Origin of the sequence: Bradyrhizobium sp. HKCCYLS20291 (assembly GCF_051167715.1) — a bacterium.
In the GTDB taxonomy this organism is placed as follows: Bacteria; Pseudomonadota; Alphaproteobacteria; order Rhizobiales; family Xanthobacteraceae; genus Bradyrhizobium.
In genome coordinates, this window is sequence record NZ_JBNPTO010000007.1 from 247,378 (window position 1) to 260,718 (window position 13,341).

Here is a 13,341-nt window from a genome sequence, read left to right on the forward strand (position 1 = left end):
AGACCTAGCTGCTGAGACGTCCCACGACATGCCGAGCCGAGGGCCCCGATGCGATACTGCCTGACTGCCGCAGCCCTGCTGCTGGCTGCTCCCGCGCTCGCCCAGACGGCGGCGCCGATGGAAGGGCCGATCAGCTGCACGCTGCCGGTCGCGGCGACCGATTCTGCCCAGAGCCTCAAGCAGCGCTACGGCGCCGAGGCTGTCGTGCAGGACCTGCCGGGCGCCGAGGGCGAGACCTTTAAGGGCCTGGTGCTGTTTCCGCGCGCCATGGATCGCCGCATCGAGGTCGCCTTCATCGACGACAAGAAGATGAGCCCGGTCTCCGGGCTGACGTTGCGCGACAGCGCCAAGACCAGCCGCTGGAGCGTCGCCGGGATCACCATCGGTTCGAGCCTCGCTGCGGTCCAGCAGGCCAATGGCAAGCCGTTCGTCGTCGCCGGCTTCGGCTGGGACTATGGCGGCTTCGTCACCGACTTCAAGAACGGCGCGCTCGGGCGCATGCTGCCGGGCGGCTGCTCGATCACGCTGCGCTTCGGCAAGGATGGCAACGTTCCCCGCGCGCTGTCGGGCGACGGCGTGAAGGTCAAGTCCGACAATCCGGCGCTGGTGAAATTCGCACCCGTCGTGACCGAGATCGGAGTGAATTTCGCTGCAAAGTAATCGCAGCCGTCCCCGCCGCGGGCGAGCGGCACCGGCCGTCGGGAGGATCCGCAATGGCCCTGACATCGCACAAGGTGATCTTCGTTCACGGCATCTTCGGCTGGGGCGAGGGCGAATTGCCGTTCTCGTACTGGGGCGACGCGCTCGCGCAGTTCGAAGGCTCGCGCTTCCAAGCACACGAGGTCAAATGCGGACCGATCAGCTCCTTCCATGACCGGGCCTGCGAGATCTTCGCCCAGATCAGGGGAGGGGACTTTCACTACGCCGCCCCCGGAGCCGGCATCGCCGCCGACGGCAAGCAAGCCGTCGTGCCGCGGAGCAGGCGGCACGTTCCTCCGCCGTTGTTGCCGGACTGGTCTGCCAGTAATCCGGTGATCCTGGTCGGCCACAGTGCCGGAGCTCATACTTGCCTCGCCTTGCAGCGGCTGCTTGCGGAGGATTTCTTCGGCGTCGGGTCGAATGCCGACTGGATCGAGGCGGTGATCTCGATCTCGGGTGTGCTGAACGGATCGACGCTGACCTACATGTTCGGCTGCGACCCGGCCACGGGTCAGCTCGGGCCGAATTCCAAACTGCTGATCGACGGCGCGCTCGCGCTGGTCAGGGCGGTGTCGGGAGGGCCGCTACCGGAGTTGTGGCTGGAGCAATGGCCTGATGACGTCGCGCGCGCCGCTTTCGTGAGCGGCCGGGACAATCTCGCCTGCGATCTGACGCTGTCCGGCTGCCATGCCGCGAACGCCGAATTTTCCAGCAACCCCAACACCTACTATCTCTCGCTCGTCACCCGCATGCCGGACAAACTGAAGGTGCTCAGCTTCGATCTGCCTGTCCGCTATATCGGGATCAACCCGCTGCTGCACGCGTCAGCGATCTATCAGGCGGACAGGGACGACTTTGCAGCCGATGCGCGGCCGTTTGACCATTGGGGTACGACGTCGCGGCTCCAGATCGACACTTGGCGCGAGAATGACGGCGCCGTCAGCGCGATCTCGCAGGAGTTCCCCTTCACCGATCATCAGGAGCCGCTCGGCGGCGAGGGATTTCTGTCCCGCGCGACGATCGAAAAGGGTAAGTGGTACTTCGAATACGTCGATAAGTTTCTGGAGAAAGATTTCGATCACCTCGACCCGGCGTTCGGCGCCAAATTGCCGGGCGCCCGCGCGGCGCAGCAGCAGCTCTACCAGAAGCTCGTGAAGCGCCTGGAGACGATCTGACCTGCGCCGATTGCACGAGAGACAAACGAGATCAGGACAACGGCGAACTTGCCGTTGTGCCTCGACCCTCGCGGACGAGAATTGACGCGCGACACGCAGCCGCGACCGCGCTCCACCGCATCCACTACACGATGTTTGCAAACAGCCCGCCGCAGCCCCGCGGCGCTTCCGCGCCCGGGTGATGCTGCCGTCATCGCCCTCGATCATGAGAGGGCGCGGGGAAGACCGGACCTCGACTGAGGCCCGTGGCCCGCCTGCAGAAAAAAATGCAGGCGGCAGGTACCACGAGTCCAGCCGGACGACCCGGCCTTCCCCGCGCGCTGGTTTTAACGGCTGCTTCGCGATCTCCCTGGGGACCGGGCTTTCTTGCCCCCATCACCGGCGAGACGCCGTTAGGCATCATCGACCGGCTTGACCTCAGCGTCGGGAGGCCAGGACCACGCGACTTGACCGTACGTCCCAGGCTCATTCGCCGGACCGCTTGCGCAGATCCCCGAGCCCGACACGTCCACCGCTCCCCGCTGCTACGCTCCGTGACGATCGGCCGAAACGCCCCTCTTCATCGCGAACGGGATGGCCGAGACAATCGATCTGATTTGCCCGACGACACAAGCCGGACAACGTGCGACAAACTGGCTCGACGGGCAGTTTGCGCATGCGGGGGATGCGGGAAGGGACGGTCGCGAAGAATGACTTCTGTCATTGATCTGTTCCATTGGTAAGCCACGCCGGGCCCCTGCCATCCTGCCGATAGCTCGTTGGAATCAGGAAAGGAGATGTATTGCTTTCAATCAATAGGTACTTCGCGTTCGGACTGAGCGTGAGCCGATTGCTCTTGATTGCGTCTGAATTCGCACAGATGGAATTCTCAGGTGTTGCGGATCCGTTGGAAGACATGCGGAACAGGCGCACGCAGATCTTTGCATTCGCCATGGCATCTTTCTCGAACGGAGGCTGGTCTTCCGGCTGCTCACCAAAATCGATCGATTCGACGAGGGCTACAAATTCGCCATGGAGCTGAATCTCTTTTTGAGTGAACGAAGCTTGACGCCGAGCGATCCGGCGAGGCTGGTCGAATTCAAGTCGGCCTTGAGAAAATGCGCAGCTCGCCAGATACAGATCCAGACGCAGACGGCCGCCAACCCGATTTTCGGCAAGCCCGGGATTTGGCTGCAAGAGAACGAAGCACCGCGTTGCGTCAAGCGCGACCCCGACGATGATCTGGCCCTTACTCTCGACGCCAGCCATAGCAACGACAGGCCAGCGCTGCAGAACCGGATTCGCTCCTGGCGTCGCCGTGAATACGAAATGCGACCGCGATCTGCCGATATTCAGTTTGGTCGAAAACCAGTATCCGACCTTCACGCGGTTTCCAGGAGCGTCACAGCCAGGACGGGAGGCGGGGCAATCATAGCTTCCCATCCAAGACTTCTCCGGCGTCCAGAGTCCGTAGATCGGAAAAGGATTTCGCGCGGCGGAGCCGACAGGCGGGGAAATGGTCGTAAATTCAGCGCCGCCGGCCGCGACGCTATGAGCTCCGTCGCGCTCGACTATCTTCCTATTCTCAGAAGATGAGCCGCCGGCAACGCGCCATCCTCCTTCCGCGACGCCATAGACGCTGCCATCAGACGCCGTCAAAAGCTCATCGCGAAGACCTCAGCCCTCGGTCGGAAGCCAAATTGACTCTGGCTTTCTCAACGGCTTGGCCTGCGCGGCGATGTTTAGAAATTGTGAGAACCTTAGAAGGCCCGGTAGTTGCGCATTGTCTGCCTTGAGCAGAGCAGTATGGCCGGACACATGAAGATATTCGCCACCTCTGACGCAGCTGATCCCCGCCCAGTTGATCGTGTCGACGATATTGGCATTCTCGTAGGTTGCCACGTCGCGGAGACGTTCTGCTCCGATTTCCAGAACACTGACCGTCGTACGCTTCGCATAATCCGGGGGAAACAGGTTTTTGAGATCGGATGGCGTCGTATCTCGGGCAAACGCGATCATGTCGTCGGTGCACCAGCTGAGCTGGGCGATATCTTTCCCGTATCGACCTAGATCCAGGATCTCCGCCGCGCAGGCAGTCGACAGCGACATCCCCAAGATCGTAGCGGCCAAGAATGTCGCGCCGATGAAATGGCGGAGTCGACAACGGACCCTCTCGGCCGAAAGCAGAACGTGATGGAATGCCAATGCTGCATCATCGATCCCGACCAGCTCACAGCTGGTCGGCCGACTTGTTTGGGCGCTACGGACGCTTGGTTGGGCCGGCAATGTCTCACTCTCCGAATCTGATGATCAGGATTCGACGGTCGGACGAGGCCTCGCCGCTGCACAGCACGCCACCACAGTGCCGGGCTGCCGCCTTCAATCACTCATATGATCACGTGTGGATTGGCCGCCGCGAACCCCGCACTTGCCCCAAGGAGGAGTGCACCGTACAACCGACGACGAAAATCCTGCGGTGGACGGGACGATAAAAGCAGAGCGCCTATTGTCGCAAGGCGAAAGTCGGACGTGAGCGCAAGATTTGTACGAACCGAAACAATCGTACCGCTAGTCATATCTGAACGGCCCGCCGCTCGATCGAACATACGAATACTTGCAGCCCCGGCTCGCGGCACGACTTCGCCAGAGGTTCGGCCACCGCACGGGACGTCGCAAGATCAGGGGATTACGCTCGATTACGGTGACGCTGCAAAAAAGTCCGTAAAGTTTAGTGCACTGTCACCAATAGTCCTCAGCTTGGCTCATTCGGACGCGAAGACTTTCATCGGCGTTTGAAAGCGGCTGGCACTGTTCCCAGAAGCCTCGGTCGGCTGCAAGCGTCAGCTCAGCCATGGTGTTGCCAGGCCGACCAGCGCTGCCAGGGTCGTCAGCAGCATCCATCCATAGTGAGTGGGCCCGGTTGCGATCAATCCCCCGGCTGCGCCCAGAGCAAAGTCGACCATCGCGGCCGCCGCGATCCATCGAATCGGGGCGCGGCCGATCCAAGGAGACGCAACCAGCAGCATACCGAACGTGATCCACGCCAACGTGCTGGCTTGCCAAACAAATCGAAGCAGAACGACATGGGCGGCAGATGCGGCTGTCACGTTCGGGAAAAGCCTGACCTCGGCAGCGACCCCGTGGATCAGAGCTACGACGATGGCTGCCGCCCCCGCGATCTGTATGCCGATCGGCCAAAACATCTTGTATCCTTCCATACTCGTGAGTATGGAGTGGTACTTCACCTTCGAAGCACGAGTCAATACTTGCGGGTATGGAGATTATGGTGGCGGACCGATTGGATCGTGAGGCCTGGCTGAAAGCCGGCCTCGCACTCCTCGCCGATCAAGGTGTCGACGCTGTGCGGATAACGGATCTTGCAGCGCGACTCGAGGTGACCAAGGGCAGTTTCTATTGGCACTTTCGGGATCGCTCGGCGTTCCTGAACGCAATGCTGGAAACGTGGGAGTCCGTCGCGACTGACGCGATCATTGCGACCATCGACGCGTCGGGCGGTGACGCGCGGGCGAAGCTTCGCATGCTGTTCCAGAAGTCGCTCGACTCCGACGGCCGATTGTTTCTCGCCATCCAAGGTTGGGCAAGGTCGGACAGCAGGGCGTCCGCTGCACTGAACAAGATCACGCGGCGGCGGATCGCCTATGTGAAGCAACTCTTCCTGGAAGCAGGCTTTGCACCACGAGATGCATCGGTTCGTGCCGAATTCGCCTTCCAGGCGCTGATCGGACACTACGCTCTCGGACCTGCATCGATGTTTGCTGGCCAGGGCAAATCCGGAAACATCGAAATCGTCTTCAACATGCTTCTCAGGGATGCGGACTAGGTCTCGCCGACGACCTTGATCGACTCCAAGGCGAGCCATTGGAACGTCGCCGGCGTGACGCCCGGAGCGACTCTCGCCGAAGTGCAGAGGATCAACGGCCATGCTCCGGCGCGCGCGATCTCCCCCTTAATGCTGAGGAGCTTTGCGCAGTCGCGAAAGATGAGGCCCGTGACCAAACAGTCTTTCGCCACCACAGACCGCTTCAAGCCGCCACAAACCCGTACAGCCGCTGCGCGTTGTCGGCAAGAACGCGCTTGCGTGCGGCAGCATCAGGTACCCAGTCGGCCAGCAAATCGAGCAGTTCGCCGACGTTCATCATATGGCCGCGGTGCGCCACGTGCGGCCAGTCGGAGCCCCAGACGCAGCGGTCGGGGGCGGCCTCGTGGAGGCGGCGGACGAAGGGTACGGTGTCGGCATAGGGCGGTCCTTCGATCGTGTTGCGGTAGGCGCCGGACAGCTTCACCCAGGCGCCGTCGCGCACCAATGAGACCAGCGTCTGGAAGCCGGGATCGGCCAAGCCGCGCGACACCGCGAAGTGGCCCCAATGGTCGATCACGATCGGCACCGCCAGCCCTTCCAGCCGCGGTGCCAGCGCGGGCAGATCGGCGGCGTCGATCAGGAACTGCAGATGCCAGCCGAGTTCGCGGGCGAGCGCGGCGTAGTCGTGTAGTTGAGCGAAGCCGATGCCGCCGCCGTAGAGGACGTTGAGGCGCAGCCCGACGACGCCAGACTGCTGTAGCGCTGCCAGCTCGCGGTCCGGCAGGCCGAGCGGGATCACTGCGATGCCGCGCAGCCGCTCGCGGTTGGCGCGCAGCGTCTCGAGCATGAGGCTGTTGTCGGTGCCGTGGACGCTGACCTGGACCAGCACGCCATAGGTCATGCCGGTGGCATCGAGCATCGCGAGATAGGAGGCCGCGGTGGCCTCCGGCGGCGTGTAGCTGCGCGCGGTCACGAACGGATGGCGCGGCGGCAGCCCGATGACATGGGCGTGGGTGTCGACCGCGCCCGGCGGCACGACGAACCGCGAGGCCCTGCGCGGATGCGGATCGGGCCCCGCGCAGGCGGGAGCCCGATCGGCGTCGGACGCGATCTCACGCATCGGCGTGCAGCACCTTGCCGCGCGTCTCCGGCAGCGCGTAGGCGGCGACGAAGAACAGCGCATAGGCGAACACGGCGAACAGGCAGATCGCAGTGGCGAGCGAGGTCATCTGCGACAGATAGCCGACGAGGAACGGAAACAGTGCGCCGATGCCGCGGCCGAAATTGTAGCAGAAGCCCTGGCCGGAGCCGCGCAAGCGGGTGGGATAGAGCTCGGTCAGGAACGCGCCCATGCCGGAGAAATAGCCCGAGGCGAAGAAGCCGAGCGGAAAGCCGAGCAGCCACAGCACCTCGTTCGACAGCGGCAACTGGGTGTAGGCGGCGACGACGACCATGGCGCCGAGCGAGAACACCAGGAACAGATTGCGCCGGCCGAATCGGTCCGCGTACCAGGCGCCGACGAGATAGCCGACGAACGAGCCGATGATGAGCGCGGCGAGATAGCCGGTCGAGCCCACGATCGAGAGCTTGCGCTCGGTGGTGAGGAAGCGCGGCACCCAGAAGGTGATGGCGTAGTAGCCGCCCTGGCAGCCGGTGGCGACCAGCGAGGCGAGAATGGTGGTTTTCAGGATCGGCCCCTGGAAGATCTCAAGGATCGACGGGCTCTGGCCCGCGGCGGCGATCTTGGCGCGCGCGGCAGCAGCGACCTCCGGCTCCTTCACAAAGGCGCGCAGATACAGCACCAGCAGCGCCGGCAGGGCGCCGATCGCAAACATCCACCGCCAGGCCTGATCGGCCGGCAGCAGCGAGAACAGAGCGGCCTGCGCCAGCACCGCGAGGCCCCAGCCGACGGCCCAGCCGGACTGCACGCTGCCGACGGCGCGGCCGCGATACTCGGCGCGAATGGTCTCGCCCATCAGCACCGCGCCGGCGGCCCATTCGCCGCCGAAGCCGAGGCCGAGCAGGGCGCGGAGCACCAGCAACTGCTCGAAATTCTGCGCGAACGCGCACAGCAGCGAGAACAGCGAGAACCAGATGATGGTGAACTGCAAGGTTCTGACACGGCCGATGCGGTCGGCCAGATAGCCCGCCGCCCAGCCGCCGAACGCCGAGGCGAGCAGCGTCACCGTTCCGGCGAGGCCCGCGGTGCCGGCATCGACCTTCCACAGCGCGATGATCGTGCCGATCACCAGCGGGTAGATCATGAAGTCCATGCCGTCGAGCGCCCAGCCCGTGGCGCAGGCCCAGAAGGTGCGCCGCTCGGCCGTGGTCATGCCGTTGTAGAAGCCGGTGAGGCTCGTGTCCTCGATCGGCACCACCGTATCCGTAGCTGTCGACATGCGTCCCTCCCATGCGCCGCTCTTGTCGGGCGGTCGATCCCGGAGAGATTGCTCCGAAAGACCTCGCGGCGTCTGTCAGAAAATCGCCGAGACGGAGTCGGTTGCTGCTGACTTGTCAGAAAATCACCGGCCGCCGCGCTGCTGGCGGCGATAGCGTGCGGGGCTCTCGCCCGTCACCGTCCGGAACGCGGCGCCGAAATGCGACTGCGAGGAGAAGCCGAGCGACAGTGCGATCTCCACGATCGGCAGGTCGGAGGTCGCGAGCAGCCGGCGCGCGGCCAGCACGCGCTGCTCGACGACGAACCGGTGCGGCGTCGTTCCGGTCGCCTGCTTGAAGCTGCGGATGAAGGAGGAGGGGCTCATCCCGGCCACCTCCGCCATCGCAGCGAGGGTCATCGGGGCGCCGGGATCGGCGCGCACGAACTCCGTGACGCGCGCCCGCATCCGCTCGTCCAGCGGCTGCGCCCGCTCCGATTCCGTCGGGCGCTGCGTCGCGTAGCGGTCCGAGACGTGCAGCGCCAGCGTGTAGGCGAACTGCTCGGCGAGCAGCCGACTCGGCCTGCCGCCATCGCCGCAGCTCTCGACCAGCCGCTTCGCCGCGGCTTCCAGCATCGGATCCTCGGTGTCCCAGGCCTGGTGCGTCAGCGTGACGGGCAGTGCGGAGCCACGGGAGGCCGCGACCTCCTTCAGCAGGGCATCGCCGAGATACAGAATGAGCAGCGGGCCCGAGCGGACCTCGGGCACGGCATCCACCACCACGCTGCAGCCGGGCTGGCCGATCCGGAAACGCCCGGCGCTGACCGGCGCATCGCGCCGGACCGTGCCGTCCTCGATCAGGACGTGGCGCCGGACGTCGTACAGCGTGATCGCCACCGTCGGCACCGGCAGTTCGCCATACTCGTAGAGATGCGGCCCGGTGACCTCGCTGACCGCAGCGGCAAACCCCGCCGTCGACCACAGGTCGATCAGCGCCGATTGCCGGCGTCCCGTGACGCGCTCGGCATGGCGAAGGGGATGGAGCTGCATGGAAAGGGGCGTCTGGCTGAAGGGCTGACGCGAATTTTAGCATTGTCTGGCCGGGCTGGCGACCTCAGGGCGGGGCGTTCTCCAGCCTCGCGAGTCGAAGCCGCCTTCCACGGGTGCCTTGGTGTTCGCAAATATTACCCGGGTGATATTTACAAAGCATATTTTACCCGGATATATATCCTCTAGAACCACCAGAGGATCGAAAGCCATGACCAGCACATTCCACCTCGTCTGCGGCGCGACCGGCGCCGGCAAGACCACCTACGCACGCGACCTCGTCAGCCGCTGCAACGGGGTGCATTTCTCGATCGACGAATGGATGGTGGCGCTGTTCGCCAGCGACCAGCCCGAGCCGCTGCGCGTCGACTGGATCACTGAGCGGGTTGGGCGCTGCGAACGTCAGATCGGGCGCATGGCCATCGGCTGCGCCCGGGCCGGCATCGCGCCGGTGCTCGATTTGTCGTTCCTGCGCGCCAGCAGCCGGGCGAGCTTCGCCGCCATGGCCCGGCAGTCCGGGTTCGACGTCACGCTGCATTTTCTCGACGTGCCCGCCGACGAACGATGGCGGCGCGTCAGCTCACGCAACGCGACGCGCGGCGAGACCTTCTCGCTCACCGTCACGCGGCCGATGTTCGACTTCATCGAAAGCATCTGGGAGCCGCCGACGGCGGCAGAGATGAGCGCTCACCGGGGCGTTTACGCTCCGGCAGTGCCCGAAGGTTCGCGCGTCGACGGACGTGGTGCGGCGTAGACGGCGTGACGGGGGCTGTGCAGCGATGGTAAGTTCGCGCAGGAGTGAGGAGCCGCCGTGCGTCAATCAATCGTTCTCTTGATGCTGCTCGCCACACCGGTGTCGGCGCAGACGATGCCTCCGGCCGACGGGCCGATCACCTGCACCTCCCCGGTGTCGGTCGACGATTCCGCCAAGAGTCTGATGCAGCGCTATGGCGAGGAGGCGGTGGTCGACGACGGGCTTTTCACCGGAGTGGAAGATATCACCTATAAGGGCGTCGCGTTGCTGCCGCGGTCGCCGGAATGGCGCATTGAAATCGGCTTCGCCGACGAGACCATGCAGCGGGTGTCGCGGCTGACCTTGATCGACGCCAAGACGAGCCACTGGAACGTCGCCGGCGTGACGCTCGGCGCCACGCTTGCCGAAGTGCAGGGGATCAACGGCCGGCCGTTTCTGATGCGCGAGTTCTTCACCGATGGCGGCGGCTTCGTCGTCGATTGGAAAGGCGGCGCGCTGGGCCGTGCTCTGCCGGGCGGATGCGGGATCTCGGTTCGATTTGGCAAGGGCAGAGAGGACAAGGGCGCTCCGCGAGGCGACCGCGTTTCGTCCGGCAATCCTCAGGCGCGCAAATGGGCGCCAGTCGTCGAGCAGATCGTCGTGTACTTTCCCGACAAATAGCGCTGGTCTGGCCACCGGGCCTCATGGTTCTCGAGGCGATGCGAGAGCATCGCCTGAACGCGCCGCATACGGCGGTCTCGCTTTGATTCGAGGCGGCGTCGCGAAGGGTAAGTCCCGCGCACGGGGGTCTCGGTTTTGTTAGTTGCAGACTCGCATGACCGCGCGAGCGTCTCGTTTGAGACCGTCGTTTTGAATTGACGATGCTGCCGCGCACAACAACAAGTCACGGTAGGAAGCGGCAACGCGCTTGACATGTGAATCGCTTCTCACGCACATTCTTGCACTAAGTAAGAATGATGCGAGGGAGGGACATGTCGGAGCAGCCGCGAAGCCGGCGGCAGACGCGCGCGGCCATCCTGGGGCAGCTGCTCCAGTCCGGCGGCATGTTTCGTCCGCCCTTGGCGAAGGCTGTGCGTCTCTCCGAGGCGAGCCTGTCGCGAATCCTGTTTGACCTGAAGGCGGAAGGTCTGGTCGAGGAGATCAGGCGGCCGGTGCCGTATTTCGGCGGTCCCAGCGCGCTCGTGTCGCTGGATCGTTCCGTCGCGCTCGGTGCCATCGAGATCGCGGGGCAGTGGCTCAGCGTGGGCATCGGCGCGCTGTCCGGCGAGTTGCAGGAGACGAAACGACTGGCCCTGCCGGAACATCCGACGGTTCAGTCCGTCGGGCGCGTCTTCCACGAAGCGCTGACCGTGCTGCGCGACTGGACGCGACGGCGCCATGTCAAGCTCGTGCAGATCGGGATCAGCGTTCCCGGCCTTGGCCGCCTGAGCGTCTCGGGCAACGCCATCATTCCCTGCGACATCGCGCGCATCCGTGCCATGCTGAGCGAGATGTTCAGAGATGTGCCGGCCGAGTTCACCAATTCGGTGGTGGCACACGCCACCTTTCATCGCTGCCGCATGGAGGGCTATCCGTTCAGCGGCGCGCATCTGTTCGTCTTCGTCGGACAGGGCGTCGCGGGCGCCTGGATGGATGATACGATCGCGACGGATGGCGCGCAGGTCGTCGAACTCGGCCACATGGTGTTCGGCGATGGCGGGCCGCTTTGTCGCTGTGGTCATCACGGCTGCGTCGAAGCCTACGCCTCGCTGCCCGCCTTGGCCGCGCTGCTCGGCGTTCCCGAGCCGGACTTGCACGAGCTCCGCAACGACTGGGTGACGACGGTCCCGTTGTCGTCGCAGGTGCGCCAGGAGCTGCGACTCCGGCTGTTTCGACTTGGGCTCGCGATCGGCAATACGCTCAACGTGAAGCCTTCGCGCGCCATCGCCATCAGCGGCTGGCCGTCACTTCTCCCGCCGGAGGATCGGACGTCGCTGCTTCAGGGAATCGATTCCAGCCTGCTCGGCGGGCTCGACGCTGCGGCGTTGGCGGTCGCGTTCGTGCCGCCCTCGACCGGCCACGACCCGCGTGCCGCATTGGCCTTCGCCGCTTGCTGCCTCGCCAGCCGTGGCGGGATGCCCGCCGAAGCAACGGAGGCTGCCTGAGATGCCGTCAACCGCGCGGCCCCAAAAGCGGATCAACTACAAGCCCGGGAGGAACATGCCATGCCGATTATCACCACGAGGCGTCGTCTGCTCGCTGGATCTGCGGCTGCGCTCGCGCTGCCCGCTTTCGCGCGCGCGCAGAGCGGTCCCAAGCCGCGCCTGACCCTGATCTCGCAATGGTCCGCCGGCAGCGATGGCGCGGCGATCACCGCGCTGGGCAAGAAATTCGAGGAGAAGGGCGGGATCTGGCAGCACTCGCCCGTTCCAGGCTTCACCACCGAGATGATGAACAAGCTGCGCGCGCAGATCATGGCGGGTGATCCGCCGGCGTGTTCGCAGCTCAAGGGTCCCGAGATCGCGGCCTGGTCGAAGATTGCCCCGACCGTCAATCTCGATGCGCTGGTCGCTGCGGCCGGTTACGAGAAGGTCATCGCGCCCGACCTCGCCAAACTGCACAAGCCGGACGGCAAATGGATTGCGCTGCCGCTGCAGATCTACAGCACCAACATGCTGTTCCTTTCCAAGCGCGCGATGGACAAGGCCAAGGCCGACAAGATCCCGGTCACATGGGCCGACTTCAATGCGCTGGCGGAAAAGATGAAGGCGGCGGGCGTGCCATATCCCGTCGGCAATGGCGGCACCCGCCCCGATGACGGACAGAAGTTCGAGGCCGCTCTCGCTGGCATCAGTCCTGCGGCCTATCGCGCGGCGATCATGAATCTCGACGAGAAGGCGCTGAAGGGTCCCGAGATCAAGGCGGCCTTTGCTCAGCTGCGCAAGATCGCCGACTGGATGGATCCGAACGTCGGTGCCCAGCACTTCTCCACCAACCTCAAACGCTTCATCGAGGCCGACATGGGCATGATGATCCAGGGCGGGTGGGCGCAGGGCGTGCTGCGCAACGCCGGCTTCAAGTTCGAGGACTTCATCATCGCGCCGGGTCCCAGCGACAATGGCAAACCGGTGTTCCTGCTGAATGCCGATGCCTTCATCTTCTGGCAGCGCAAAGACGCCGATCTGCAGGCCGGGCAGACCCTGATGGCGCAGCTCGTCATGGATCCCGCGATCCAGACCATGTACTCGCAGATCACGGGATCCATCCCGGTGCGGACCGATGTCGACCTGTCCGGCGCCGGCTGGTCGGATGGCCAGCGCCTGACCGCCGCGGCGCTGAAGGACGCCGTCGCCAGCAACCAGGCCGTGCTCAGCCTCGCCCACAACATGGCGCAGGAAAACGGCATGACCGCCGCGATGATCGACGTCATCACGGAATATGTGAAGAACAAGGCGATGACGCCGGAGCAGGGCGCGGCCCGGCTCAGCGATGCGGTCGAGGGCGCGCGTTGAA

At 64.6% G+C, this 13,341-nt stretch carries 13 protein-coding genes; 7 read left to right on the plus strand and 6 right to left on the minus strand.

Going from position 1 to position 13,341, the window contains the following annotated elements:
* The first annotated feature begins 48 nt into the window (after positions 1-48).
* Together ACQR07_RS18200 and ACQR07_RS18205 are read left to right on the plus strand one after the other, a co-directional pair.
* Positions 49-660: a hypothetical protein gene (locus tag ACQR07_RS18200; RefSeq protein ID WP_434903600.1), complete on the plus strand. Its 612-nt coding sequence runs from the start codon at positions 49-51 to the stop codon at positions 658-660.
* 53 nt (positions 661-713) lie between these two features.
* A complete protein-coding gene (locus ACQR07_RS18205) occupies positions 714-1,874 on the plus strand; it encodes a lipase-like domain-containing protein (protein WP_434903601.1) in 1,161 nt (386 codons plus the stop codon).
* 699 nt (positions 1,875-2,573) lie between these two features.
* On the opposite strand, the gene ACQR07_RS18210 is transcribed toward ACQR07_RS18205, so the two are convergent.
* From ACQR07_RS18210 to ACQR07_RS18220, 3 genes are all read right to left on the minus strand, one after another.
* Entirely contained in the window at positions 2,574-3,512 is a 939-nt protein-coding gene (locus tag ACQR07_RS18210) for a hypothetical protein (RefSeq protein WP_434903602.1), read from the minus strand.
* Positions 3,513-3,530: 18 nt separating this feature from the next.
* The gene (locus tag ACQR07_RS18215) at positions 3,531-3,962 is read right to left on the minus strand and encodes a hypothetical protein (RefSeq protein WP_434903603.1); all 432 of its coding nucleotides are present in this window, start codon (positions 3,960-3,962) and stop codon (positions 3,531-3,533) included.
* Between the two features lie 731 nt (positions 3,963-4,693).
* A complete protein-coding gene (locus ACQR07_RS18220; RefSeq protein WP_434903604.1) occupies positions 4,694-5,056 on the minus strand; it encodes a hypothetical protein in 363 nt (120 codons plus the stop codon).
* Between the two features lie 83 nt (positions 5,057-5,139).
* Here ACQR07_RS18220 and ACQR07_RS18225 point away from each other — a divergent pair, with 83 nt between their 5' ends.
* Complete coding sequence (locus ACQR07_RS18225) at positions 5,140-5,694, plus strand: TetR/AcrR family transcriptional regulator (RefSeq protein WP_434903605.1); 555 nt, start codon at positions 5,140-5,142, stop codon at positions 5,692-5,694.
* Positions 5,695-5,896: 202 nt separating this feature from the next.
* Here the strand turns inward: ACQR07_RS18225 and ACQR07_RS18230 are convergent, their stop codons facing one another.
* The 3 genes from ACQR07_RS18230 to ACQR07_RS18240 form a co-directional block, all read right to left on the minus strand.
* The gene (locus tag ACQR07_RS18230; RefSeq protein ID WP_434903606.1) at positions 5,897-6,793 is read right to left on the minus strand and encodes an amidohydrolase family protein; all 897 of its coding nucleotides are present in this window, start codon (positions 6,791-6,793) and stop codon (positions 5,897-5,899) included.
* Positions 6,786-8,072 (minus strand): MFS transporter, encoded by a 1,287-nt coding sequence (locus tag ACQR07_RS18235; protein ID WP_434903607.1) that lies wholly within the window; start codon positions 8,070-8,072, stop codon positions 6,786-6,788. The genes ACQR07_RS18230 and ACQR07_RS18235 overlap by 8 nt, the downstream gene beginning before the upstream one ends.
* Before the next feature lie 123 nt (positions 8,073-8,195).
* Positions 8,196-9,098 (minus strand): helix-turn-helix domain-containing protein, encoded by a 903-nt coding sequence (locus ACQR07_RS18240; RefSeq protein WP_434903608.1) that lies wholly within the window; start codon positions 9,096-9,098, stop codon positions 8,196-8,198.
* 208 nt (positions 9,099-9,306) lie between these two features.
* Here ACQR07_RS18240 and ACQR07_RS18245 point away from each other — a divergent pair, with 208 nt between their 5' ends.
* From ACQR07_RS18245 to ACQR07_RS18260, 4 genes are all read left to right on the plus strand, one after another.
* Positions 9,307-9,849: an AAA family ATPase gene (locus ACQR07_RS18245; RefSeq protein ID WP_434903609.1), complete on the plus strand. Its 543-nt coding sequence runs from the start codon at positions 9,307-9,309 to the stop codon at positions 9,847-9,849.
* 57 nt (positions 9,850-9,906) lie between these two features.
* Positions 9,907-10,509, plus strand: a complete 603-nt coding sequence (locus tag ACQR07_RS18250) for a hypothetical protein (RefSeq protein WP_434903610.1) — start codon at positions 9,907-9,909, stop codon at positions 10,507-10,509.
* Between the two features lie 311 nt (positions 10,510-10,820).
* Entirely contained in the window at positions 10,821-11,993 is a 1,173-nt protein-coding gene (locus ACQR07_RS18255; protein ID WP_434903611.1) for an ROK family protein, read from the plus strand.
* Positions 11,994-12,053: 60 nt separating this feature from the next.
* On the plus strand, positions 12,054-13,340 hold the full coding sequence (locus ACQR07_RS18260; RefSeq protein WP_434903612.1) for an ABC transporter substrate-binding protein: 1,287 nt from the start codon (positions 12,054-12,056) through the stop codon (positions 13,338-13,340).
* Position 13,341: the final 1 nt, after the last annotated feature.

Coding starts and splice junctions, on each gene's coding strand:
- ACQR07_RS18200 (WP_434903600.1), top strand. CDS start 49: ATGCGATACTGCCTGACTGCCGCAGCCCTGCTGCTGGCTGCTCCCGCG.
- ACQR07_RS18205 (WP_434903601.1), top strand. CDS start 714: ATGGCCCTGACATCGCACAAGGTGATCTTCGTTCACGGCATCTTCGGC.
- ACQR07_RS18215 (WP_434903603.1), bottom strand. CDS start 3,962: ATGTCGCTGTCGACTGCCTGCGCGGCGGAGATCCTGGATCTAGGTCGA.
- ACQR07_RS18220 (WP_434903604.1), bottom strand. CDS start 5,056: ATGTTTTGGCCGATCGGCATACAGATCGCGGGGGCGGCAGCCATCGTC.
- ACQR07_RS18230 (WP_434903606.1), bottom strand. CDS start 6,793: ATGCGTGAGATCGCGTCCGACGCCGATCGGGCTCCCGCCTGCGCGGGG.
- ACQR07_RS18235 (WP_434903607.1), bottom strand. CDS start 8,072: ATGTCGACAGCTACGGATACGGTGGTGCCGATCGAGGACACGAGCCTC.
- ACQR07_RS18240 (WP_434903608.1), bottom strand. CDS start 9,098: ATGCAGCTCCATCCCCTTCGCCATGCCGAGCGCGTCACGGGACGCCGG.
- ACQR07_RS18245 (WP_434903609.1), top strand. CDS start 9,307: ATGACCAGCACATTCCACCTCGTCTGCGGCGCGACCGGCGCCGGCAAG.
- ACQR07_RS18255 (WP_434903611.1), top strand. CDS start 10,821: ATGTCGGAGCAGCCGCGAAGCCGGCGGCAGACGCGCGCGGCCATCCTG.
- ACQR07_RS18260 (WP_434903612.1), top strand. CDS start 12,054: ATGCCGATTATCACCACGAGGCGTCGTCTGCTCGCTGGATCTGCGGCT.